Here is a 22,817-nt window from a genome sequence, read left to right on the forward strand (position 1 = left end):
GCGGTTACTTCTTTTTGTTTGCAACGACCAACATGACCACAATTGTTATGAGCCCTAGCAAAACTAAATTAGATTGCACTGCCACTGACATTGCCTCGTATATCGTCATCTGACCACCTCCAAACTTTTCAGGAAGTGGCTAACCGCCCACCCGCTTTATGTAACTGTACCTCTATTTTAACATTTCTGATAATAGATTACTAGTAAAACAAGAACATTTGTTCTGTTTATTTTCACACAAAATGGGAACACCATTGTGCTAAAATATAGAAAAAACTAGTAAAGGAGCACTCCTCTATGAATTTTTACGATAAATTAATTTCAGATTATGATTTTTCCCTAGATAAAAATGGTGTAAGTGGAGAGCGTTTGGCATCTCGGCTAGCGGCTTTATCAGAAATCGGTCTAACTTCCAATAACGGCTCACACCGAATCGGATTTTCCCGCGAAGAAAAGGCTGCGAAGGATATGGTGAAAAAGTGGATGGCGGAAGCTGGGCTCACGGTAACGGAGGACGGTGCTGGTAATGTATTCGGACGTCTCGATAGCAAGAACCCTAGTCTACCTGCTATCCTGTCCGGCTCCCATGTTGATAGTGTTCCGAATGGTGGACATTTCGATGGTCCACTTGGTGTGCTTGCGGCACTCGAGGTTGTTGAGGCTTGGAAACAAACTGGCTTCATGCCGGAACGATCATTTGAGGTGGTCATTTTTACAGACGAAGAAGGCGCACGATTTAACGGTGGTTTCAGCGGAAGTTCCTCGATTATTGGTGAGGCGACACGAGAGGAACTCCTTCCGAAAGTGGACATCCATGGTGCCCCTTTTTCAAAGGTCTTAGAAGACATTGGGCTTTCAGTTGACGATTTTTTCAATTCAAAAAGGGATCTTTCAAAGCTTGAGGCGTTTGTGGAAATACATATTGAGCAAGGAAAAAGATTGGAGCGTGCAGGGGTGCCAGTCGGGATTGTGACCGGGATCGCAGGGCCTTGTTGGTTAAAAGTGAAGTTTTCGGGTCGTGCTGGACATGCGGGCAACACGCCAATGGACGACCGCAGGGATGCGTTGGTTGCAGCTAGCCAATTCATCTATGAGGTCCAATCTCTACCCAGTCGGGTTAGCTCATCAGCGGTCGCAACCGTTGGAAAGGTTGATGTGCTGCCAAACGGAGTGAACGTCATTCCTGGTGAAGTTCGCCTTACTGTCGACATTCGCGATATTAATAAGGAAACACGGGATCAACTCGTTGACTTGGTGATTGAAAAAGCAAAGTCAATTTCCACGACAAATGGGATTGATCTTCAGTATGAAGAAACATTGCGTGAAGCACCTGTTCCTATTAGCGAAGAAATGCAGCAAAAGCTCGAGAAATCTGTTGTGGCACAAGGGATTAAACCGGTGTATTTACCAAGCGGTGCAGGTCATGACTCGATGATTGTAGGACACGTGTTACCGGTGGCGATGATTTTCGTCCAAAGCAAAGATGGCATCAGTCATAACCCAGCGGAGTGGTCCTCCTTAAGCGACTGCGTACAATCTGTACATGTGTTGAAGGATTTTGTCGAGGGATATGATCGATAAAAAGCTCGATTCGAAAAAGGCATTCTCTCATTTTGTACGGGGGAATGCTTTTTTTCGTATTCTTACGAGGTAGGTTGGTCTTTTACTTCAGGATTTGCGTCTTTCATATGATTTTTGCGTCTCTTTTTCAAGATTTGCGTCTATCTCCTAATATTTGCGTCTCTTTTTTGGGATTTGCCTCTATCCCCCGATATTTGCGTCTACTTTTCAGGATTTGCGTCTTTCCCATTATTTTTGCGTCTACTTTTCAAGATTTTCCTCTGCACCCTGTTATTTTCGTCTCTTTTTCAAGATTTGTGTCTATCTCCTAATATTTGATTCCCCGTCGCTATTTTGCGTCCACACCTTAATAACAAATGCACCCTCCCCCACTTGTTCGACCCACGATTTGCATATATTTGTTGAAAATTGGTAATATTAACCTTTATCTAAATGGAATAAAGGGGTGGATCAATATGCAGTTGGATCATTTTATCATGATAGCGATGTGGATTTTAGGCTCGGGTGGATTTTTTCTGTTGATCACTCGTCAAAATCGTCGCGAAGGTCTTTTTGCTCTATTAGTATTTCAATCATTTATTTGGATTTGTGACATGTTTTCTTTTTATTATGGGTTAATAAGTGCACCAGTCCGGGAATTCCCTAAAGCGACGGGTCTGCCTATTACCATCAATTACTTTTTCTACCCACTATTGTTTTCCATCTATTATGTCCATCAAAGAAAAATGGAAAATTCGCGGTTTCGATGGATAGCATTTTTCGCATCAGTCTCGATCGTCACAGTCATTGATATTCTGATTGAGCGATACACGCAATTATTAGAATATCAAACCATGACATGGTATTGGATGCTAGTTTACATCGGATTTCTTTTTTTCGTGAGCCAGGTTTGTTGTCATTGGTTTTATCGTCAAAAAAGCCATTCAAGCAAGCGGTGGATAACCAATGAGAATTGAATGGTGGATTTTGTTGGCTGTTTACATCATAGCAATCGGAATTCTTTTTTTGATCCCCAAAAACAAAATTCGCCTGGCAGTAGTTGCGTTTTTATTCAAACAGGTAATTACCATTTTCACTGGTTTGTTGGTCGTTGAGTTAGGATTGCTTGAATACCCGATACGTTTATTTCCTACTGTCAATCGGGCAAGCTTCACATTTGAGTATTTTGCATTTCCGGTCGTATGCGCCCTTTTTAATGTTCGGTTCCCGAATAACCGTAGGACCCTTATTCAATTAGGTTACTATGTTGCATTCTGCACAGTGTTAACTATTGCTGAAATTTTTATAGAAAAATACACCGAGCTTATCACGTACATACATTGGGGCTGGTATACTACTTGGATTTCATTATTTCTTACCTTTTATCTGACGCGTTTATTTTGCAAGTGGTTTTTTGCAAACGTTCGATGAGTCCCATTTTTCCAACTCCCACCATTTACAAATCCCACAGCAAGTCATATAATACGAACATACCATTTGAATATCGGCATTCACTCATATAATCACGGGGATATGGCCCGTAAGTTTCTACCAGCGCACCGCAAATGTGCTGACTATGAGTGAGCAATGGGAATGCATTTTATGCTTATTCCACCTTCCTTCGTTAGAAGCCTGAAGGTCATTGACTCACTCGTAATGGGGAGTGCAATGATGTTCAGGCTTTTTCATTTATAGGAGGTTGTTCAAAAAGTCCGGTGAAAATGACACATCGAATTTCTTCGTTGGCTTGCTTTTCCGCTCCTCACGTATTTGTTACATACGTTCCGGTGCTCAAAGCTTCGCCGCCTTGAACTTCTTGGTCCTTTTCATCCTCCTTTTTGAACACACATTTAAAGGAGGAAACTTAAATGCAACTTTTACAACAAAAAATCATCAACGAAGGTACTGTCCTTTCCGACCACGTCCTAAAGGTCGACGCCTTTTTAAATCATCAAATAGATCCTGTGCTAATGGTCGAAGTCGGCAAAGAATTTGCGTGCCGCTTCCAAAATGACCACATCACAAAGGTTTTGACAATCGAATCCTCTGGGATTGCGCCTGGAATGATGGCAGCTCTTGAACTTGGTGTGCCGGTGATTTTTGCTCGAAAAAGAAAATCTCTTACACTCGTAAACGACTTGCTCACGGCGTCAGTTCATTCTTTTACGAAAAATGAAACCAATGAAATCTCCGTTTCTAAAAAATTTCTTGAACCAACCGATAATGTGCTGATCATCGATGACTTTTTGGCAAACGGGCAAGCTGCACTTGGTCTAGCTAGCATCGTAGAGTTAGCTGGCGCTAAAACCGCTGGAATCGGAATTGTTATTGAAAAATCCTTCCAAGACGGTGGACAATTGCTTCGCGACAAAGGTTTCAAGGTCGAATCTCTTGCACGAATCCAATCTTTACAAGGTGGAAAAGTTACATTTTTAGAGGAAATGGAGGTTGTTCGCTAATGCAAAGAAACGTATTCAAAACCGCTTCTCTAGGAATTCAGCACGTACTCGCTATGTACGCAGGTGCCGTGATTGTTCCACTCATCGTCGGTGGAGCTATCGGGTTATCAGGTGAGCAGCTCACGTACCTCGTTTCAATTGACTTATTAATGTGCGGAATCGCAACGCTTCTACAAGTGTGGAAAAATAAATACTTCGGTATCGGGCTTCCAGTCATGCTCGGATGTACATTCACAGCGGTCGGACCGATGATTGCAATCGGAGGGCAATACGGGATATCCGCGATTTACGGTTCGATTTTAGCTGGCGGTGTGTTTCTCGTTCTCATTTCTACTATCTTTGGTAAACTCGTAAAATACTTCCCGCCGGTTGTGACTGGGTCAGTTGTTACCATTATTGGGATCACGCTTATTCCAGTTGCAATGAACGACATGGCGGGCGGTGTTGGAAGCGCGGATTTCGGTTCGATTCAAAACCTTGCCCTATCATTTGGAACGTTATTTTTTATCTTAGTGTTGTATCGTTTTGCAAAAGGTTTTATGCGTCAAATTTCCATTTTACTTGGGTTAATTGTTGGAACAGCTGTTGCTTATTTCTTAGGCAGGGTTGATTTTTCAGCAGTTGCCGATGCGTCGTGGATGCACATGCCGAAACCGTTCTACTTCGGAATGCCAACGTTCGAACCATCCGCGATCATTATGATGATTTTAGTTTTAATCGTGGGGCTTGTTGAAGCATCGGGCGTTTACTTCGCACTCAGTGATATCACTGGTAAAAAGCTATCAGAAGAAGAGATATCAAAGGGATATCGAGCAGAAGGAATTGCGACCATTTTGGGTGGAATTTTCAACGCATTCCCTTATACAACCTACTCACAGAACGTTGGACTCATTCAGCTTTCAGGTGTAAAAAAGAACACTGTAATCTACGCAGCTGGGGCATTTTTAATCATACTAGGATTCCTTCCAAAAGTCGGCGCGTTCACAACTGTCATCCCGACACCAGTTCTCGGTGGCGCGATGCTTGCAATGTTTGGTATGGTCATCTCTGCGGGTATCAAAATGCTAAGCAAAGTTGACTTTTCATCACAAGAAAATCTATTAATCATGGCATGCTCAATCGGAATGGGACTCGGCATCACAACCGTCCCAACCCTATTCGCAAGTCTGCCAGAAGGCATCCAAATCATAGCCAACAACGGAATCGTCATCGGAAGCCTAACAGCCATCCTCATGAACTTCATCTTCATGAAGAAGCCGAATGATACAAAGGTGCAGATGTTGGAAGGGCAGAAGGCTTCGTAGGGTCAAGTCTCAAAGTTACAAAAAGGGGTCCAGTTGGACCCCTTTTTTGATACTTTCTTGTACTCTCCTCTAAAACAGCACTTTTTTAATCATTTTTTGGTAGTAAGTCAACTATTGCACTAGGTCTATCGCCGATAATTTGCTTCTATCGGCGTTAACTATTTTCTAGTTCTTCAACGACTCAATCCCGATCCAAATTTAATAGCCAAGGCCAGAAGGCTAAACAACTTAGGTTGATTGCAAATAGAAGAGCGGCAGACCAAAACATTTTCAGTACTATTAAAAAGAGTAGCTAACCATCCTTTGGTTGAATCTGGCCGGCTACTTTTTTCTGTGTTTATCGACCATCAAAACAATTGAAAAAGGCCCTATCAAAACTAAATTTGATGTGGCGGTTATGAGTCTGAATAGGGTTATTAATTTTTAATTGTTACGTGGGGACGGTTTTCATTCTGCCGGTTTGGTTGGGTGGGAATCGTTTTTTTACGCGCTACTAAAAAGAGCCGCCCCACTAAGTGGAACAGCTCAGTAAATTTATTCAAATAAAGGACTCACAGCTTTTTCGTTGTGGATGCGATCGATTGCGTTGACTAGCAATGGTGCCACTGAAATGGTTGTGATTTTATCAATTTGTTTTTCTTCTGGTAATTGAATGGTATTTGTGATGACCAATTCTTGAATTGGTGAAGATTCAATTCTTTCAATCGCTGGACCAGATAGGACTGGGTGTGTACAGCATGCGTATACTCCCTTTGCCCCCATTTCCTTTAATGCTTTTGCAGCAATGGTTATTGTTCCGGCTGTATCAATTAAGTCATCGATAATGATGGCATTTTTCCCTTCAATATTACCAATGATGTTCATAATTTCTGCCACATTTGGCTTTGGACGGCGTTTATCAATAAAGGCAATTGGCACATTTAGTTGGCTTGCCAATTTTCTTGCCCGAACAACTCCACCTTGGTCAGGGGCAACGACTACAACATCGTCAAGCTCTTTTCCAGCAAAATATTCCGCTAGAAGTGGTACGCCTAGTAATTGATCCACAGGAATATCGAAAAACCCTTGGATTTGTGGTGCGTGAAGGTCCATTGTCAAGACCCTGGTTGCACCCGCTGTTTCTAGTAAATTTGCGATCAACTTTGCCGTGATTGGCTCACGTGATCTTGCTTTACGGTCCTGGCGTGCATACCCGTAGTATGGAATCACAACGTTAATGTCTTTTGCAGAAGCTCTTTTTAACGCGTCAATCATAATCAATAATTCCATCACATGTTCGTTTGCTGGCTGTGAAGTCGATTGGACCAAGTATACCTCACTTCCACGTACACTTTCTTCTATGTTTATATGTATTTCACCATCACTAAAACGAGATACTGTACTTTTTCCTAACTCGCAGCCAAGTAACGTCGCCATTTCCTTAGCTAGTTTTGAATTGGAATTTAAACTAAACATTTTAAAACACTCATTCAATTGGTAAGCCACTTTTCGTCCTCCAAGCAAATATAGTCTATATATAATATAACCTATCTTTACAATCTTTACATAGTGCCTAGTTACACTTTTCGACAAAAACTTTGTGAAACCCTATAAAAAAGACACCACATATGTGATGTCCTACTTTATCAACTACGCTTTTGCATATTTGCCGCCCAGATTTTTTAGGCCCACACGACGTGGGTCACAAAGACGTTGCCACAGGACGTGGCGTCCTTAGTCTTTGATCCTAAGCTCGAAAAGTTTCCTTTAAAAATCTGTGGCATCCGCCGGAGGCTTTAACTTTATTCATTCCTGATTTACTAATATAACTTGGTTCAATCCAATAAAATTCATGAAGACCTCTAATGAATAAAGTTAAAACAAAATTGTCTTATTATGATCCACAATAATTCGGTCTTCGAGATGCCATTTTACTCCTCGTGCAAGCACGCTTCGTTCGATGGTTTGCCCGATTTTTTTCAGTCTTGCTACATCGTCACGGTGATCAACGCGCGCGATATCCTGCTCAATAATCGGGCCCTCGTCCAAGTCGTTTGTTACATAATGGGAGGTCGCTCCGATTAATTTTACCCCGCGAGTATAGGCACGCTCATACGGTCTCGCTCCGACAAACGCCGGCAGGAATGAGTGGTGGATGTTGATAATTTGATTTGGATATGCCGCGACAAAATCTGGTGTTAAAACCTGCATGTAGCGCGCGAGCACAATCAAATCAATGTCATACTCTTTTAATAGCTGTAATTGCTGTTCCTCAACCTGTTTACGGATATCCTTGTTCGCTGGAATGTAAACGAATGGAATCCCAAGATTTTCGACAACCGGTCTCGCATCCTCATGATTACTCACGACAACTGCAATTTCCGTCATCAAGTCACCGCTTTGCCATTCCCATAAAAGCTCATGCAAACAGTGGAGCTGCTTGGAAACAAAGATAGCGGTTCTTTTCACATTTTGTACGTTAATTAGCTTCCATTTCATTGAAAACTTTTCAGCAACCTTTAAAAAAGCAGATTCCATCTTCTGCTCTTTCTCCGCTAAGGATGGGCAGTCAAATTCGATTCGAAGATAAAAGGTTCCTTCTTGATGGTGTGTGGAATACTGGCTGGATTCAATGATATTTGCGTCGAATGAATATAAAAATTGAGAGATGGCCATCACGATTCCCGGTTGGTCCGGGCAACTCACCAATAGTCTTCCGTGATTCTGATGTTTGCTTTGAAACTCTTCCTTGTTAAAATACATGTTCATAACCTCACATTGATTAATGAGAAATATTATAACAGTATCGTAGAGAGTTGTCTAAATAATTCAGTATTTTTTCAGATCAGAGGGACAGGTTCCGTGTCCCACAAATTCAACCTGGGAAAGTGGACCTGTCCCCGTGTCCCTTCTATTCATTCGCCAATTTTTCAATTAAAAGCGCAACAAGCGCACTTCTTACCGGCATCTGTGAGATGAGCAGATGCTCGTTTGAAGCGTGGGCCCCGTCACCAACTGGTCCTAGCCCATCTAAAGTTGGGGCAAATTGTGATGCGAAGCTACCATCGCTTCCCCCGCCACTCGCCTGTTCTTCCAAGTTAAAATCAAGATATTCCTTCGCCAATTCCTTTGCTGTTTCAAACATTTTTGTGATCTCCGGTGTTTTTTCCATGACCGGTCGATTGATGCCACCTGTAACCTCGATTGTTAAGCCTTCTTTAGATGGCGTCAATCCTTGAATCAACGGAATAACTCTTTCAAATTCGGCGTTATTTTCCACACGTAAATCCAATTCAGCCTCTGCCTCTGCAGCGACCACATTGGATGCACTCCCGCCTTTTACAAGTCCGATATTTAAGGTAGTTCCTTTTTCGAAGTCTGTTAATCCATGCAAATAAAGGGTTTGCCTGGCAAGCTCTTCGATTGCACTTATTCCTTTTTCAGGCTCTATCCCGGAGTGGGCAGCAAGTCCCGTTACTTTTATCGTGAACATGCCGACACCTTTGCGGGAAGTTTTCAACTTTCCTTTTTTGGAGGCTGCCGCGGATTCTAGAACTAGTACATATTTGCTCTTTTTCGCTTCCACTTCGATTAATGCTCGTGAAGAATCACTTCCAATTTCTTCATCAGACGTAAACAACATGACAACCTTGGTTTTCAAAGGAACCTGGAGTGTTTTAAGAGCATTTAGTGCAAACAACCCTTGCACGATACCCCCCTTCATATCAAATGAACCCGGTCCATAAAGTTCGTCTCCATCAATGTGGAATGGGAGATTTTCAAGTGTGCCCTTTGGCCACACCGTATCCATATGCGCTAAAATCAAAATCTGCTCATCACCCTCGCCAAGTTCACAGCGAAAATGGTCACCAAAGTGTTCATTGTCAAACCTTTGGACCCGGCCACCAACATATTTTTTATAAAGCAACTGAACCTGCTCACCCACCTGGTCCACCGCTTCTTTATCATGAGACGGAGATTCCAACTCCACTAGGCTCTTCAAAACCTCCACCATCTCTGACTCTTTCTCTTTCAAAAATGCCACAACTTGCTGTTCCATTACAAAGCCACCTTTTCATGGGACGGAGGGTTCTTTGTCCCACCTATTTTTACCTGGGACGGGGAACCTGTCCCCGTTACCCTTCAAAATTCATATATTATAACAATATTACAACAATTGAACCCATGCTACTCTTTTTGTAGCATGGGCTTGAATTTTCTATTTGGTGACTGGCACTCTTTTTAAAAAGTGATCTAAAAATTTTGGAGCGTCGACTTCGGTGCATACATGGATTTTTGGGTCTACATCAGGGTTTGGAACTGTTTTTCCATCTTCTTCGCCATTGGTAATCACATCGACTCCTATGTACTTCGTCTTTACAAAGCTCGGGTCAATGGCCACACCTACTGCCAACGGATCGTGCAGGCCGCAGCCACCGATTCCGGGGTTAACGGATTCATAGAAGTCATGATAAAAACTAACCATGTCCGCAAAAAAATCGCCCGTCTCGGAACCTCGCCATGCGTTTACATTATCCCTTGGCAACAATGTTTGCATCGTCACATCTAGCCCTACCAAAGTTATCGGTAATCCCAATGACAACACGATTCTTGCAGCTTCAGGGTCGGTAAAAATATTCGCCTCTGCGTGTGGCGTCGCATTTCCTGGCACAAAGACCGCACCGCCCATTATCACGACGTTTCCAACAAGCCCTGTAATCTCTGGGGCTTTTTGAATCGCAAGAGCCAAGTTCGTTAATGGTCCAACCGCGATAATGGTCACCTCATGTGGAAGTTTTTTTACCTGATCTATGATAAAATCGACCGCAGACTGGGCTTCAGCGGACGCATCAGGTTCAAAATCCAACATATTTCCTAACCCATCTTCCCCGTGTACCTTTTTCGCAAAACCTTCACGATTCCCACGAGCAAGTGGCGTTGCCGAACCTGTAAAAACCGGGATTCTTTTTCCAAGCTTCTCTAAAACCGCTAGCGTGTTTCGAGTCGCCTCATCAACCGCAACATTTCCGTAGCTTGTCGTTAATCCAAGGATTTCAAGCTCCGGTGAATTCACGGCATAGGCAATCGCCATCGCATCATCAATTCCCGTATCCACATCAAAAATAATTTTCTTCATGGTTTACCTCCTAAATTCTTGCGTTTCATCTAAAGTTGGCATTGAGGCTTGTGCGCCTTTTTTCGTAACTGTTAACGCGCCAACTGTGTTTGCAAATTCAGTTGCATCTTGCAGATTTTTCCCGCCAACGAGGGCTGTTGCGAGAGCGCCCGCAAATGCATCGCCTGCTGCGGTCGTATCAACCGTAGTCACAGTGAATGGGTCGACAAAAAACGATTCTGTGTCCTTCAACACGACGACGCCTTTCCCACCAAGCTTTGCAAATACCGTGTCAACACCCTTTTTCAGGAGTTTGGTGCTTGCCGTTTTTGCAGTTTCCGCATCCGAAATTTTTGCATCAGCCACAATTCCTAACTCGCTCTCATTTGGAACGAGGTAGGTCACTTTTTTATAAAGATCGTCTGGAAGCTTCTGTGCTGGCGCAGGATCGAGCATTACCGGAACATTATATGTATGAGCGATATTCGCAACTTCAAGAACGGTATCCAGAGGAATCTCGAGCTGCATCATCACAAGCTTCGCCTCTCGAATGACTTGCTCGTGTTTTCTTACGTATTCAGGTGTCACATAGTCGTTTGCCCCCGGTGAAACAATGATGCTATTTTCCCCATCTGCATTTACGCTTATGACAGCCACGCCTGACGATACACCGCGAATTTTTTCGATATTTGAAGTATCCACCCCGACTTCGTTCAAGCCTTTTAAAAGCTGCTCACCAAAAATGTCTTCTCCGACGCACCCGAGCATCGCAACCGATACCCCAAGTTTCGAAGCCGCATACGCTTGGTTGCCGCCTTTTCCACCATTCCCCGTAAAAAAGCCATGCCCCAGGACCGTTTCGCCCCATTCCGGACGCTGCTTCACATTCACCACCATGTCCACATTCAAGCTTCCTACCACAACAATATCCGCACCCATCTGACTTCCCCCAATCTTTTAAAAAACAAGATTATAATATAGAATATTATAGACAAATTACCAAACAGTAGCAAAACTAGCGAACTGTAAAACATGAAGGAGGAATATTTTTATGCATAAAACAGCGGATATTATGGAAGCAACAAATTACATATTAAGCAAAACAGACCACCGCCCGACGAATGGAATGATTCTCGGTTCGGGACTTGGCACACTTGCAGATGAAATTGAAAATGCGATAGTCATTCCTTACAACGAGATCCCTCATTTTGCAAAGTCTGAGGCTGAAGGTCATGCAAATGAGCTTGTGATTGGACAATTGATGGGGAAAACAGTTGTTGCGATGAAGGGGCGATTTCACTATTATGAAGGCTTCACTCTAGATGAAGTGACGTTTCCTGTACGTGTAATGAAAGCACTTGGCATCGAACAGCTTCTTATCACGAACGCTTGTGGCGCCATAAATACGAGCTTTACTCCTGGAGATTTAATGTTAATTACTGACCATATCAATTTAGTCGGGACGAATCCGCTAATTGGTCCTAACAATTCGGAATTAGGTACCCGTTTCCCTGACGTGTCCGAGGTTTATAACAAAGGTTTGCGTGGAATTGCTGCTGAAGTAGCTAGTGAAAATGGGATTACATTGCAGCAGGGCGTGTATGCATGGTGGAGTGGACCCGCATATGAAACGCCTGCTGAAATTCGGATGATTCGTACCCTCGGAGCTGACGCAGTTGGTATGTCAACCGTTCCAGAGGCGATTGTTGCAACTCACTCTAGCATGAAGGTGCTTGGTATTTCTTGTCTTACTAACATGGCATGTGGCATTCTTGATCAACCGTTAAGCCATGAAGAAGTGATTGAAGTAGCAGGTAGAGTTAAAACTAAATTTATTCAGTTAGTGAAGGGGATATTGGAGAGAGTCTAATCGTATACACCAACAGGTGGTTCCTGTGTCCAAAACTAGATATGGAGTTAACCTAATGGATCATGCTTTAGAAGATGGAAAAATTAATAGAAGAAGAAATCTAGAGGAACATTTTTGATTTTCACATCAAACAGCGCAATTGTACCGTATTAAAGTTTACAGGCCCTTGCAATCATGCAATGGCCTGTAAGATCTGCTTTTTATTGCGTGGATTAGCACTTCCCCACACGGGTTTGCGTCTTCTCACACATATTTGCGTTGCCCCAGACATTTATTCGCCGGCTCACAGAGATTTGCGTTATCTCAGGCATATTTGCGTCGATTCACGAATTTATGCGTCGCCCCAGACTTTTTTGCGTCGATTACCAAAGATTTGCATCGTACCATGGATATTTGCGTCAACTCCTACTTTTTTGCGTCGGTTTTCATGTTTTTGCGTCGAATACCAAATATTTGTGTCACCCGCGTACTTTTTCGCCACATACCCAAAACATTTCAATTCCCAATCCCAACCACGAAACAAGGCAGGGGACTTCGCCCCTGCCTCTTTTTTACTCCCTTTCAAAGTCCAGCACGACTGCGGTTGCAGCACCTAAGGACTGAGAATAGGGCTCATTATTAAAATAAATTTGTGTTTTGGAATATGGAATCTTGAGGGCATTTTGCTCAAGATGAATCAATAATGATTGTTGAAAAGTCTCATAATGATTATATGGGCTATCTATTACAATCGTACCTGGATTTAGCAAATGGATAATATTGATCAGGGAGGATGCCAAATAAATGCCGTACTTTTTGATTTGTTCCTGTAGAAGCTGCTCCCTACCATCGGGTGACTCCTCAAACTCCATTTGATCCAGCCATTCCTGGAATGCTTTTCGGCTTATCATTTTCTCTAAACAGCCGCGTTGGCCGCAACCGCACAATGGTCCATTTGCATCAACTGAAATATGGCCAATCTCACCGGAAGTCCAACTGTCGCCATTCCAAATCTGTCCCTCGGAAGTAAAAGCTCCACCGATTCCATCGCCGATTCGAATATAAAACGAGCTGCCAGAACATGTTTCATCCTTCATCCCAGCGGAGCACAAAGAAGCCATATTGACATTGTTTTGTACAATAATCGGAACAGATATCCACTGCTTCAGTTCTTCACTGACATGGATATTCTTCCAACCAAGATTCGTGGAATGATCGACAATTCCTTCGTTCGCATTTACAATTCCAGGAATTCCAATCCCTAAGCCTACCACTTCTGGGTGTTCGACCAACAGGTTCTCAACGATTTTTCGAATCTCCAAACAAACCGTTCCCCAGTCTTTTCCGTCTACTTCACAAAACCCGCTCTCAACTGCATCCAAATAAAAATCGGTCACCATATATTCGATACCATCGTGGTGAATCGCAATTCCAATTGCTTTAAAAGCATTTTGATTTAATTCAATGACGACCTTTGGACGACCAGCCTTTTTTAGATCCTTGACTCCGACCTCTTTAATGATGCCGTCCTTTACATATTGATCGACAATCAGTGAGATGGTATTTTTGCTAACTCCCATCGCTTTCGCCAAATCTTTTCTAGAGGTCTGTTTATATTGCCGCAATAGGGACAATACCTTTTTCTGATTTTGTTCTCGTAAAACTCCCGGGCCTCTTGTTTTCATTTCTCTTTCCTCATCTCTCATCCACAAACATACCGTTATTATACCAATTGGACCCTTATAATTTCTTAATTTTATGCTTAAATCGTGAAATAAACTGATTATTCCATTCGTCGCCACCGGTGGCGTTTCCGCTTTTCCAAATCGGCGGCTGAATACCTTGCTCTACTAGTTTGGCCGTCGCCTCCATGGAGATGGAATTTACAATATAGGCGTTCACAAATGTTGAGACCGCTCCTACTTTTTGCTCCAGATTCTCAATTTCAATCACCGCATCACCGACATCAATTTTTGAATCAATGGCGAGATCAACGACTTCATGCAGATTATGTTTAGATGGATGTCTCGCGGGATGTTCCTTTGGTGTATCAAGTGCATGCTGCTTTGAGGAAACTCCAATCGTTTTTACCCCTAGCCGTTTTGCTTCCAAGGCTGTGTCAATTGTAGCTGCATTAATTCCATACGCATTTATAATGATTAATAGATCACCAGATTTTAATTCATAATCCTCTAACACAATCTTACCATATTCAGGTGTTCGCTCCATCGCCATCGACCTTAAAGCGCCGCCACTTAATAATGTTCCTTCATCTAAAATGGCACTCACATGCATCAACCCGCCTGCGCGAAAAAATAACTCCTGAGAAGCAAGATTTGAGTGCCCGCCTGGTCCGTATGCATAGACAATTTTATCTTCTTTTATCTGATTTGCTACCATCTCCGCGGCTTGCATGATATTCTCTGATTCCGTTTCAATTACTTGATCCATATAGTTTTTCACTTTTTTATAGTATTGCAGAGCATACCTCATTCCTTATCACTCCTATATAAAACCTTCCCAGCCTTGATAGTTTCGACCACTTCCATACTCTTTTCAAATAAAATAAGATCGGCAGGAGCTCCTACTTGAAGGCCACGCTCAAGCCCCATGATTTTTGCGGGTAACACTGATGCCTTATCAATCGCCGTTGGTAAATCTGTAATTCCCATTTCAACGATTCGGTTTACACCCCAGAGGATACTTTGGGCCGACCCGGCTAGTAATCTCGGTTCTCCTCTTAAGTGAAGCCGACCTTCTTCTGTTAATGTCACTTCTCCACCAACAGCAGCAATATAATCTCCCGGTGGCAAGCCTGCAAGTGCCACACTATCACTAATGATGACCATTTTATCTTTTTTTACTTTTTCAATCACTTTTAAAACGGAGGACGGAAGGTGAAACCCATCTGCAATCACAGTTGTCGCCAGTTCATCCTCTGCCAACTGGTCCCATAAATAGTTCGGATGTCTCGGCAGCATGACATGTGCGCCATTGCCCAAATGGGTCGACATTTTTGCACCTGCTTTGACTGCTTTCTGAATCTGCTCTGTGTTTGCATTTGTATGACCGATTGAAACGAGCACTCCAGAATCAGAAGCCAATTTTATTACTTCATCGGCATGCTCCCACTCAGGTGATAATGTAATGATTTTAATTAAACCATATTCATTTAATCTCTGAAAAAACTTCCAATCTGGTGCTTGTATATATTCTTTGTTATGGGCTCCCCGAGGTCCATCCTCGACTGATAAAAATGGACCTTCTAAATGAATGCCCTCAATCATTTGTCGGGCGAGCTCATTTTTCAAAACGGCGTTGGAAATTGCATTAACCAGTTTCAACATATTTTCAGAGGAGTTCGTAATAATAGTTGGATAAAATGATGTCACACCTTGTTCGAGTAAACTCAAACAAACTTTTTCAATATCTGACTCACTTATATCGAGGGAATTAAAATCAACCCCCATATACCCGTTTACTTGTAAATCAACAAATCCAGGAGCAATATAGGTTTCATTTTTCACGTCAGCTAATTCGATCGATTTAATGATTCCGTCCCTAATCTCGATGCGTATCCCGATATTAGTTTTATAATGGATGCCCTCAATGGTAACCATTTTATTCATCTCCAAATGAGTCTTGATCCACGTAAAGGAATGCTTGCTCATGTGTTCGTAAAATGGAAGCAGGACATTCTGTACTAATTGGGCCATTTATAGTTTGATAGACGGCATCTCGTTTCGTACTTCCCGGAACAATACAGTACATTGCTTTCGCTGACAATAGGGTTGGAATTGTGAGTGTCAAGGCATGCGTAGGAACCTCTTCAAGCGTTGCAAAACAGCCGTCATTTACTTGCTGCTGCCTGCACATGGCATCCAATTCAACCTTCTTGACTACCTTCTTATCTTGGAAATCTGCAACCGGAGGGTCATTGAATGCAATATGGCCATTTTCCCCAATACCAAGACAAACAATGTCGATCGGTTGTTCCTGAAGAAGCTCGGTATAGCGTTCAAGTTCTTTTTCATTTGAGCCATCAATGAGATGAACCTCTTTAAATGGAACTCTCGTAAACAATCTTTCTTTTAAAAAGTTTTGAAACAGCTGTGGCGCTTCCTGATCAAGTCCCACATACTCATCCATATGAAAAGCGATGATTTGATTCCAGTTAATTCGTTCGTCGCTTATTAGATGTTGTAGAAACTCATTTTGTGACGGGGCAGCAGCAAACACCATGCGAATCTCCTCCTGCTCCTTCTGAAGCTTTACAATTTTTTCTGCTACATCACGTGCCGCATATTCCCCCATTTCATAACGAGTTTCGAAAACGTAGTATGCTAATTGATCCTTATGTCCACTTCTTTTTACAGTCATTTTTCATTCACCTTCTAGTATGTTATCAATTGCGGTCTGGATTCTTTTTTCAGTTTCTATGTGAAAAGGCGCTGGCAAGCCAAAATAATATATAAACTCCTCGGCCTCATAGCCACCCTCCAAAGCTTGAGTTTGGGTTGGAATGTATCCGATCATGCCGTTGCTATAACCGAGGGCTAAGACTCGCGGATCAAGTCTTCTTATATACTCACCGTACCCCTGAACCATTTCACCGTTAAAAAAGATGAATCTAAGCTCAGGACTTATTTCCACATATTGAATTTCTAATAAAGTTTCGTTTTTCCTTATATGTTTTTTCCAAATCTCAAGAACTTCGTGTTCAATCTCTTCATTTACGGCATAGTCGGTTTTGAAATGTAAAGGCAATTTAACGTATCGGCCTTGTATATGGCGACAAATGATTGATTCTTCCTTACCTCCAGATAAAATATCCTCGGCAAGTTGGTTACCAATCGCTTCCATGTCACGAAGGTTGCCCCTATAAAACTCATTTCCTTTAATTAACGCCGGTCTGACATCTCCACAGCATCCTTGTAAAAAACCTACCACCGCTTGGGGATACTTCTCTTTTAACCGAGAACAACAAACTCCCGTATATTCAGCAGAAACAATATTTGCATCCGTTGATGTCGGATGGCAGGAAAAATGAATCAGCATTGCCTTTGTTTCTTGTTTTTCATTTTCAAATTTTATCATCGTTACATCTTTGTTTATTGGAACATTCGGATTTGGCATCATCCGAATATTATTTTCATCCTTTAATCGGCGGTACACACCAATATCACCAGTTGTCTGGCTTCGCTTGATAGTTACTGGCTCTTTATTGTTGAGCGCATATCGAACGCTTTTGACTATCTTCTCTTCCAATGATTCTATAAAACTTGGTTCGATTTCCCCTAATAGACTTGTAAAGGCATCACTTGTTTGGGGACCAGAATGATTATGTGTGGCGTGAAAGCAAATGGATTCCTTCTTTAAGGAATACTCACTTGCCAACCTATTTCTCCATTTCTGCACGGTTCTGTCATCCCACCAAATGACATCACCAATCATAAGCAAAAAGGCTTGATTTTCTTTTTCAAGATAATAGGTTTTAAGAAACAGTGGAGAATGGACCTCCATTGCCTTCCCTTCCCGATGGGCAAATCCCGCCAACGAAATAGGTAGGTTCGGTGTAATTTCGATCTCATGGGTACCTAGCAGTAAACTCATGATTCATTCTCCAGCTTTAGAATTAAAATAAAGTTTCGTAGAATATGAAACGGGTCCTTTACCGGCAATGCTACAACTTTTTGCAATGGTTTGCCCTGTCTATCCCTAATTTGAATCCATTCTCCAACTTCCCGCTTAGGATTTGGAAAGGTTGTAAAGCTATATTCAAAAAACTTTTTATACCACTCTAAAAAGCGATCATCCTTCGTTTTTTTGTAAAGTAATAGCAGGGTGTACATGGCTTCAGAGTGTGGCCACCAAAGCTTCGTATCCCATGTATCCAGAATTAATTTTTCATACGGATCATTGATTAACCTTCCCTGCGGGGGTGCGCCATTTTTATCAACAAAGCGAAGCAGTCCTCCTTGTTCATGATCCCAACCTAAATCAATAGCCTTTAATGTTACTTTTGATAAAAGCGGTAGAGCATTTTCATCGAGGCTATGAATATGAAACCAAACCGATTCCAACGTATGACCAGGGTTAACGTGGTTCGCAAGTAAGGTATCATCATTGTTTGCATCCTCTGGTCTTAGTTCAACAATTCTTCCATCCTCTAAAATGAAGTCCTGAATGATTTTTTCACTAATGTTTTTTGCCATTTTTTTGATTGGTTTAGATAGTTTTTCAGCTGTCTCCTCTATCTCTTGGGCCACATTTAATAGGATCATCTGAATCGAATGTGAGGAGTAACCCCTTGGGATCGGATAAGGCTCCGTTCTATAGCGCCCTTGCTCGACTCGATGGTGGATTGATTCATAGACCTGATAGGCGTACTCAAAGGCAACTTCATTTTTAAAAACATCTGCATATTTATTAACACCTATCACAAAAAAGCAATCCGCAAAGACACTAATGTCTTCTTGAATTGATTTTCCATCATGGGTTACCGTATAAAGAACATGGTTATTTTCCATTATGGTATGGTTTACCAAGAAAAGGTACGTTTTATCGGCCATTTCCTTTAAGCGGTTTTTGTTTAAAGCAAGCTTCCCTTGCTCCACTAGCTGATAAAGCTCGGCACATAACCAAAGGAAACGCCCCTGTGACCAGGTATATTTATCCTTGCTAACTAATGTACTTCCATCATTGGAGAAGCAGGTAAAAACGCCACCTGCTTCATCATCAAATGCCTTTTCCCAAAATGGCCAAAAGTTTTCTTCAATTTCATTTTTATAAAAGCTTACTAGTTTTTGAGTATCCATGACATGTCTCCTTGTTACAGCGATGGTGTTATATTGTTCGAATCCTTTGCTAACTCAGCATCGGACTTGCTTATCGCCGATAACAATTCTTCAATTTCCGGCTTAACCGGTTTGTTTTTATTTAATAAACCAAGACCAATAAATACTAATCCGGACGTAAAGATTGGAGCACCAAGCTCGATGTATAATTCCCAATCAACTCCGTATTTTGTTAAAACAAACATCGCTAGTCCTGCAATTATTGAGGAAATGGCTGCTTTTGAATCACTATGCTTAAACGCAGGTAGCAAACCTAACAGCATTGGAATCGAAACTGGTCCAACGAGTGCTGCAAACCAAGAAATTAATAATCCTAAAACCCCACCAAAGTTATCTGAGAAAATCCCGATAATAAGAGTTGCGAAAGTGAACGTAAACGTAACAATCCTTGCAATTTTTAAAGATGTCTTTTGATCAAGTCCTTTAAATTTACGTGACATCACAGGGAGGATATCCCTTGTAATAACGGCTGAAATCGTATTTGCATCTGAGGAAGTCATCGACATGGTTGCGGCAAATAGGGAAGCCAGGATAAGACCAATTAATCCTGCTGGTAAAAGCTCTTGGGTGAGTAGTGCATATGATTGTGTAGGGTCGTCAAGATTCGGTAAAATAAGTGGTGCCGCCCACATTGGGAAGAATAGAATTAGCGGCCACACAAGATAAAGGATTCCTGAAAAAAGAGCTGATTTCTTTGCTTCCTTGCCTGAAGGGGACGAAATATATCGTGCTGCGAGATTCCAAGTTCCCCCGTTATAGCTAAAGAACACAATGAATACGAAAACTAACACATAGCCTAATGTATATGGTTCATTGAAGGCTTGGCTATTGGCTGGTGGGAGTTTATCCCAGATTCCCGTAATTGAACTCACTCCGCCCATTTGATTTAACACAACAAAGAACATAACGAAACCCGCAATGATTCCTACGATAAATTGTGCAAAATCTGTCCAAAGGTCTGCCCAAATACCACCAATCGTAATATAAATTAACGAAACAATTCCTGATAATAAAATTCCATACATAATTGGGATTCCAGTAAAAACATTAAGTAAAAGTCCGATTGCTGCCCATTTTGCCCCAACGTCAAACAGTTTTACGAGTACACCACTCCAAGCCACTAACTGCTGGGTTGGCACATTATAACGCATTGCTAAATATTCCGTTGGTGATTCTATATCAAGCTTTGTTCTAAGTTTTGACCATCTTGGAGCTATTATGTAAGCGCCAACAATAACCGACAAAACAATTGGAAGCGCCCACCAAACATATAAGCTAAATCCATGTGTATAAGCCAAACCTGCATAGGCCACAAATACTGCTCCACTGTATCCCCCAACGTGGTGAGAAATACCGCCTAACCACCAAGGCAATTTACCACCTGCAACGAAAAAATCCTTTGACCCCTGTACTTTATTAAACGACCAAAAACCAATTACAACCATAAGTAAAAAATAAGCAATAACAACTCCCCAATCTAGTCCACTCATGTTTCTCCCCCTTTAAAGTTTACTCCCTTCAAACCAATAAGTAACTTTTGATAACGCTGCTTTTCTCCCCTTTTTTGCCCACCCCCTTAATTAATCCTAATATATGACTAATTAATTTATAAAATACCATAACTATTTCGATTTGTAAAATAAATTCTGAAAATTGCGGGGTTGCGGCAGGCATTGGGTCTGGCGCGGGGGATTTGCGTCATTCTAGGAATATTTGCGTCTCCATTCCAATATTTGCATCTTCGCACCTGACCTTGCGTTTCCTCACCATCTTGTATCCATCACTTCGACAATTTTTGTACTCTGAAACACTTTTTTCGACAATCATGTAACTTTTTCTCTTCTCAAACGTCTAATACTTGTGTACTATTTTAATCAGCTAGTAAACTACGAAAAAGGTGTTGATAAAAATGAGTCGAGTAAATCGCCATTCGAAAAAGACGAAACGGAAATGGCCAAAAGTTGTTGGAATGATTGCTCTTGTTTTATTTTTAGCTATCGGTGGGTACGCCGTTTATTTATATCAATCTGTTGCCAGTACGGTCGGAAAAATGCATAGTGATCGTGGTCCATCAGACCTACGTACAGAGGATATTGATATTTCAAAAGCGGATCCAATTTCAATCCTGCTCATGGGTGTTGATGAGCGCTCAGGCGACAAGGGTCGTACCGATTCATTAATCATGGTTACCGTTAATCCACATACCAAATCCATGCAAATGCTAAGCATTCCGCGTGATACACGCGTTGAAATGGTCGGCAAAGGCACTCAGGATAAAATCAACCATGCCTATGCATTTGGTGGGGTGGATATGACAATCAATTCTGTCGAGAAGTTTTTAGATGTACCAATCGACTACTACGTGAAGGTTAACATGGAAGGTCTGCAGCAAATCGTTGACGCTCTTGGCGGTGTTCAAGTGAACAGCACATTCGCGTTCTCTCATGAGGGTATGTCATTCGGTGAAGGTCCACAAACCTTAAACGGAAAACAAGCCCTAAGTTATGCGCGGATGCGATATGACGATCCTCGTGGTGACTTCGGTCGACAGGATCGCCAAAAGCAGGTTATCCAAGGGATTATTGATAAAGGGGCAAGCTTCACGTCTGTCACAAAAGTTGACGATATCCTTGGTGCGCTTGGTACGAACGTAACAACTGATATTTCCTTTGATGAAATGAAAACTATCCAATCGAATTATAAGGATGCTCGTCATAACATTGAGCAATTCAGCATTAATGGTGTTGGTCAAACCCTTGACGCATGGTACTGGATCGTCTCTGAAGAAGAACGCCAAGCCGTCTCAACACGTTTGAAACAGCATTTAGAAATTAAATAATTTATGAAAGCAACCGGCAAGTGACCGGTTGCTTTTTTTACCCCATTACATGTTTCCCTCCTTTTTCCACATACTACAAATGGACATGCTTGTTGTTCTAAAGGAGGTTCTCATGATAAAAATTAAAACTTTACTTAGTATAGCGTTATTTTTTATTTCTATTTCGCCGATTAGTGCTGCGGAGAAATCGCCTTTTTTTGGTGTGAGTGCGGCGGTGTCCAAGGTGGAAGATGGTACATTTGAGGTAAAAACGAAAGGCGCCGAGGAAAATGAAGGATTTGTTTTTTCGCCTAAAGGGGTTAAGGGCGGAGAAACAATCTTATTCCAGGTTCAAGTGAAGGGTGAGGCTGCCGTCTATTTGCTGATCGACGAGACGGATGCCCGCGGAACATTTTTAGCTGAAAACGTGTCACCGGTGATTGGCTTGCATGACCCGTGGCGAACGATTCAGCTTGAGGTTGAACTTCAGGATACAACATCTCAAATCGATGCAATGGTGCTTACAAATAGGCAAGAGAAAACCACATTCATGTTTCGCAATGTTAAAATAAGTGTAAAAGAGTAAAGGGTGCCGGCCGCTGAGCATCCTTTTTCTAAAATGGGTAAATGACCTACCTCATAAAAAAAGACTTGAGATCATCTCCCAAGTCTTACTCTACCATTTTTGAAATTTTATCTAGCTTTTCTTCCATCCGTTTGACACGCTTTGAAAAACGCACTACATAGACGAGAACCGCAACTAAACTAAGTGGAACGAGAAGTGTTAATAATTGAAAAAGAATGTCTCCGATATTTACCACGCGGGGTTTCCCCTCTCTTTTTTCCTATAATATAGCACTGAACACGCCACTTTC

At 42.0% G+C, this 22,817-nt stretch carries 21 protein-coding genes and 1 riboswitch; of the genes, 8 read left to right on the forward strand and 13 right to left on the reverse strand.

Annotation, left to right across the window (positions count from 1 at the left end; genetic code table 11):
* The first annotated feature begins 297 nt into the window (after nt 1-297).
* From V7147_RS11360 to V7147_RS11380, 5 genes are all read left to right on the forward strand, one after another.
* Complete coding sequence (locus V7147_RS11360) at nt 298-1,581, forward strand: M20 family metallo-hydrolase (RefSeq protein ID WP_335367971.1); 1,284 nt, start codon at nt 298-300, stop codon at nt 1,579-1,581.
* Between the two features lie 455 nt (nt 1,582-2,036).
* Nucleotides 2,037-2,537: a CBO0543 family protein gene (locus V7147_RS11365; protein WP_335367972.1), complete on the forward strand. Its 501-nt coding sequence runs from the start codon at nt 2,037-2,039 to the stop codon at nt 2,535-2,537.
* A complete protein-coding gene (locus tag V7147_RS11370; RefSeq protein WP_335367973.1) occupies nt 2,527-2,991 on the forward strand; it encodes a CBO0543 family protein in 465 nt (154 codons plus the stop codon). The genes V7147_RS11365 and V7147_RS11370 overlap by 11 nt, the downstream gene beginning before the upstream one ends.
* A gap of 64 nt (nt 2,992-3,055) precedes the next feature.
* A riboswitch (purine riboswitch) is annotated at nt 3,056-3,157 on the forward strand.
* Nucleotides 3,158-3,428: 271 nt separating this feature from the next.
* Nucleotides 3,429-4,019: a xanthine phosphoribosyltransferase gene (locus V7147_RS11375; RefSeq protein WP_335367974.1), complete on the forward strand. Its 591-nt coding sequence runs from the start codon at nt 3,429-3,431 to the stop codon at nt 4,017-4,019.
* Nucleotides 4,019-5,323 carry a nucleobase:cation symporter-2 family protein gene (locus V7147_RS11380; protein WP_335367975.1) on the forward strand — a complete coding sequence of 435 codons (1,305 nt, stop codon included), beginning with the start codon at nt 4,019-4,021 and terminating at the stop codon, nt 5,321-5,323. Before V7147_RS11375 ends, V7147_RS11380 begins: the two co-directional genes overlap by 1 nt.
* 534 nt (nt 5,324-5,857) lie before the next feature.
* Here the strand turns inward: V7147_RS11380 and V7147_RS11385 are convergent.
* The 5 genes from V7147_RS11385 to rbsK all read right to left on the reverse strand — a co-directional run bounded on the left by V7147_RS11385 (nt 5,858) and on the right by rbsK (nt 11,357).
* Nucleotides 5,858-6,778: a ribose-phosphate diphosphokinase gene (locus tag V7147_RS11385; RefSeq protein WP_438824581.1), complete on the reverse strand. Its 921-nt coding sequence runs from the start codon at nt 6,776-6,778 to the stop codon at nt 5,858-5,860.
* 399 nt (nt 6,779-7,177) lie between these two features.
* Nucleotides 7,178-8,065 carry a formyltetrahydrofolate deformylase gene (purU, locus tag V7147_RS11390; RefSeq protein WP_335367977.1) on the reverse strand — a complete coding sequence of 296 codons (888 nt, stop codon included), beginning with the start codon at nt 8,063-8,065 and terminating at the stop codon, nt 7,178-7,180.
* A gap of 148 nt (nt 8,066-8,213) precedes the next feature.
* Nucleotides 8,214-9,362, reverse strand: a complete 1,149-nt coding sequence (locus tag V7147_RS11395) for a M20 family metallopeptidase (RefSeq protein ID WP_335367978.1) — start codon at nt 9,360-9,362, stop codon at nt 8,214-8,216.
* 159 nt (nt 9,363-9,521) lie between these two features.
* Nucleotides 9,522-10,439, reverse strand: a complete 918-nt coding sequence (locus tag V7147_RS11400) for a nucleoside hydrolase (RefSeq protein ID WP_335367979.1) — start codon at nt 10,437-10,439, stop codon at nt 9,522-9,524.
* 3 nt (nt 10,440-10,442) lie between these two features.
* On the reverse strand, nt 10,443-11,357 hold the full coding sequence (rbsK, locus tag V7147_RS11405; protein ID WP_335367980.1) for a ribokinase: 915 nt from the start codon (nt 11,355-11,357) through the stop codon (nt 10,443-10,445).
* 112 nt (nt 11,358-11,469) lie between these two features.
* Here rbsK and V7147_RS11410 point away from each other — a divergent pair, with 112 nt between their 5' ends.
* Nucleotides 11,470-12,288: a purine-nucleoside phosphorylase gene (locus V7147_RS11410; protein WP_335367981.1), complete on the forward strand. Its 819-nt coding sequence runs from the start codon at nt 11,470-11,472 to the stop codon at nt 12,286-12,288.
* 551 nt (nt 12,289-12,839) lie between these two features.
* Here V7147_RS11410 and V7147_RS11415 read toward each other — a convergent pair.
* From V7147_RS11415 to V7147_RS11445, 7 genes are read right to left on the reverse strand one after another with little or no spacing between them, the layout of a single operon-like run.
* Entirely contained in the window at nt 12,840-13,952 is a 1,113-nt protein-coding gene (locus V7147_RS11415) for an ROK family transcriptional regulator (RefSeq protein WP_335367982.1), read from the reverse strand.
* Nucleotides 13,953-14,007: 55 nt separating this feature from the next.
* Nucleotides 14,008-14,760 carry an SIS domain-containing protein gene (locus V7147_RS11420; RefSeq protein WP_335367983.1) on the reverse strand — a complete coding sequence of 251 codons (753 nt, stop codon included), beginning with the start codon at nt 14,758-14,760 and terminating at the stop codon, nt 14,008-14,010.
* The gene (gene nagA, locus V7147_RS11425; RefSeq protein WP_335367984.1) at nt 14,757-15,887 is read right to left on the reverse strand and encodes an N-acetylglucosamine-6-phosphate deacetylase; all 1,131 of its coding nucleotides are present in this window, start codon (nt 15,885-15,887) and stop codon (nt 14,757-14,759) included. The genes V7147_RS11420 and nagA overlap by 4 nt, the downstream gene beginning before the upstream one ends.
* 1 nt (nt 15,888) lies before the next feature.
* Nucleotides 15,889-16,647, reverse strand: a complete 759-nt coding sequence (locus V7147_RS11430; RefSeq protein ID WP_335367985.1) for a glucosamine-6-phosphate deaminase — start codon at nt 16,645-16,647, stop codon at nt 15,889-15,891.
* A gap of 3 nt (nt 16,648-16,650) precedes the next feature.
* Nucleotides 16,651-17,880: a neutral/alkaline non-lysosomal ceramidase N-terminal domain-containing protein gene (locus tag V7147_RS11435; protein WP_335367986.1), complete on the reverse strand. Its 1,230-nt coding sequence runs from the start codon at nt 17,878-17,880 to the stop codon at nt 16,651-16,653.
* Nucleotides 17,877-19,085 (reverse strand): AGE family epimerase/isomerase, encoded by a 1,209-nt coding sequence (locus V7147_RS11440; RefSeq protein WP_335367987.1) that lies wholly within the window; start codon nt 19,083-19,085, stop codon nt 17,877-17,879. Before V7147_RS11440 ends, V7147_RS11435 begins: the two co-directional genes overlap by 4 nt.
* Nucleotides 19,086-19,099: 14 nt before the next feature.
* Entirely contained in the window at nt 19,100-20,614 is a 1,515-nt protein-coding gene (locus tag V7147_RS11445) for a sodium:solute symporter family protein (RefSeq protein ID WP_335367988.1), read from the reverse strand.
* 419 nt (nt 20,615-21,033) lie between these two features.
* Here V7147_RS11445 and V7147_RS11450 point away from each other — a divergent pair, with 419 nt between their 5' ends.
* Both V7147_RS11450 and V7147_RS11455 read left to right on the forward strand, forming a co-directional pair.
* Nucleotides 21,034-21,963, forward strand: a complete 930-nt coding sequence (locus V7147_RS11450; protein ID WP_335367989.1) for an LCP family glycopolymer transferase — start codon at nt 21,034-21,036, stop codon at nt 21,961-21,963.
* Between the two features lie 112 nt (nt 21,964-22,075).
* A complete protein-coding gene (locus tag V7147_RS11455; protein ID WP_335367990.1) occupies nt 22,076-22,528 on the forward strand; it encodes a hypothetical protein in 453 nt (150 codons plus the stop codon).
* Nucleotides 22,529-22,613: 85 nt separating this feature from the next.
* Here the strand turns inward: V7147_RS11455 and V7147_RS11460 are convergent, their stop codons facing one another.
* On the reverse strand, nt 22,614-22,763 hold the full coding sequence (locus tag V7147_RS11460; RefSeq protein ID WP_335367991.1) for a hypothetical protein: 150 nt from the start codon (nt 22,761-22,763) through the stop codon (nt 22,614-22,616).
* Nucleotides 22,764-22,817: the final 54 nt, after the last annotated feature.

Origin of the sequence: Bacillus sp. JJ1521 (assembly GCF_036965165.1) — a bacterium.
Lineage (GTDB): Bacteria > Bacillota > Bacilli > Bacillales > Bacillaceae_L > Ferdinandcohnia.

Bases quoted from the DNA above. Each gene is read 5' to 3' on its own strand.
- V7147_RS11450 (WP_335367989.1), top strand. From the start codon at position 21,034: ATGAGTCGAGTAAATCGCCATTCGAAAAAGACGAAACGGAAATGGCCA.
- purU (WP_335367977.1), bottom strand. From the start codon at position 8,065: ATGTATTTTAACAAGGAAGAGTTTCAAAGCAAACATCAGAATCACGGA.
- V7147_RS11395 (WP_335367978.1), bottom strand. From the start codon at position 9,362: ATGGAACAGCAAGTTGTGGCATTTTTGAAAGAGAAAGAGTCAGAGATG.
- V7147_RS11455 (WP_335367990.1), top strand. From the start codon at position 22,076: ATGATAAAAATTAAAACTTTACTTAGTATAGCGTTATTTTTTATTTCT.
- V7147_RS11400 (WP_335367979.1), bottom strand. From the start codon at position 10,439: ATGAAGAAAATTATTTTTGATGTGGATACGGGAATTGATGATGCGATG.
- V7147_RS11370 (WP_335367973.1), top strand. From the start codon at position 2,527: ATGAGAATTGAATGGTGGATTTTGTTGGCTGTTTACATCATAGCAATC.
- V7147_RS11415 (WP_335367982.1), bottom strand. From the start codon at position 13,952: ATGAAAACAAGAGGCCCGGGAGTTTTACGAGAACAAAATCAGAAAAAG.
- V7147_RS11420 (WP_335367983.1), bottom strand. From the start codon at position 14,760: ATGAGGTATGCTCTGCAATACTATAAAAAAGTGAAAAACTATATGGAT.
- V7147_RS11410 (WP_335367981.1), top strand. From the start codon at position 11,470: ATGCATAAAACAGCGGATATTATGGAAGCAACAAATTACATATTAAGC.
- V7147_RS11435 (WP_335367986.1), bottom strand. From the start codon at position 17,880: ATGAGTTTACTGCTAGGTACCCATGAGATCGAAATTACACCGAACCTA.
- rbsK (WP_335367980.1), bottom strand. From the start codon at position 11,357: ATGGGTGCGGATATTGTTGTGGTAGGAAGCTTGAATGTGGACATGGTG.
- V7147_RS11375 (WP_335367974.1), top strand. From the start codon at position 3,429: ATGCAACTTTTACAACAAAAAATCATCAACGAAGGTACTGTCCTTTCC.
- V7147_RS11440 (WP_335367987.1), bottom strand. From the start codon at position 19,085: ATGGATACTCAAAAACTAGTAAGCTTTTATAAAAATGAAATTGAAGAA.
- nagA (WP_335367984.1), bottom strand. From the start codon at position 15,887: ATGGTTACCATTGAGGGCATCCATTATAAAACTAATATCGGGATACGC.
- V7147_RS11445 (WP_335367988.1), bottom strand. From the start codon at position 20,614: ATGAGTGGACTAGATTGGGGAGTTGTTATTGCTTATTTTTTACTTATG.
- V7147_RS11385 (WP_438824581.1), bottom strand. From the start codon at position 6,778: ATGTTTAGTTTAAATTCCAATTCAAAACTAGCTAAGGAAATGGCGACG.
- V7147_RS11365 (WP_335367972.1), top strand. From the start codon at position 2,037: ATGCAGTTGGATCATTTTATCATGATAGCGATGTGGATTTTAGGCTCG.
- V7147_RS11360 (WP_335367971.1), top strand. From the start codon at position 298: ATGAATTTTTACGATAAATTAATTTCAGATTATGATTTTTCCCTAGAT.
- V7147_RS11380 (WP_335367975.1), top strand. From the start codon at position 4,019: ATGCAAAGAAACGTATTCAAAACCGCTTCTCTAGGAATTCAGCACGTA.
- V7147_RS11430 (WP_335367985.1), bottom strand. From the start codon at position 16,647: ATGACTGTAAAAAGAAGTGGACATAAGGATCAATTAGCATACTACGTT.